This window comes from Streptomyces sp. GbtcB7, assembly GCF_019091445.1.
GTDB classification, from domain to species: Bacteria; Actinomycetota; Actinomycetes; order Streptomycetales; family Streptomycetaceae; genus Streptomyces; species Streptomyces mirabilis.
Genome location: NZ_JAGXJM010000791.1, coordinates 1 through 229 on the forward strand (window position 1 = coordinate 1; position 229 = coordinate 229).

General features: G+C 69.0%; 1 pseudogene. It reads right to left on the reverse strand.

The window, feature by feature from the left end:
• Positions 1–121: pseudogene (locus KVT44_RS59905) on the reverse strand (decarboxylase); the annotation flags it as partial.
• Between the last annotated feature and the right edge of the window lie 108 nt (positions 122–229).

Here is a 229-nt window from a genome sequence, read left to right on the forward strand (position 1 = left end):
CGTCCTCCCCGATGTCCGTGTGGAACAGCTGGAGGCGGACGTCGCTGCCCACGAGCTGTTCGCTGTGCGGGTAGTCGTCCTCGGCCGAGTGGCCCGGGTAGAGGAATCCGGGTGCGGTCATGCCCAACCTTCCTGTTCTTCCGCCTGTACGGGTCCCCCACGGGCGGGCTGATCGTTCAGCCGCTGATAGGGGCCCACCGCCCGGGTACCCACGTGCCGCAGTGCCGTC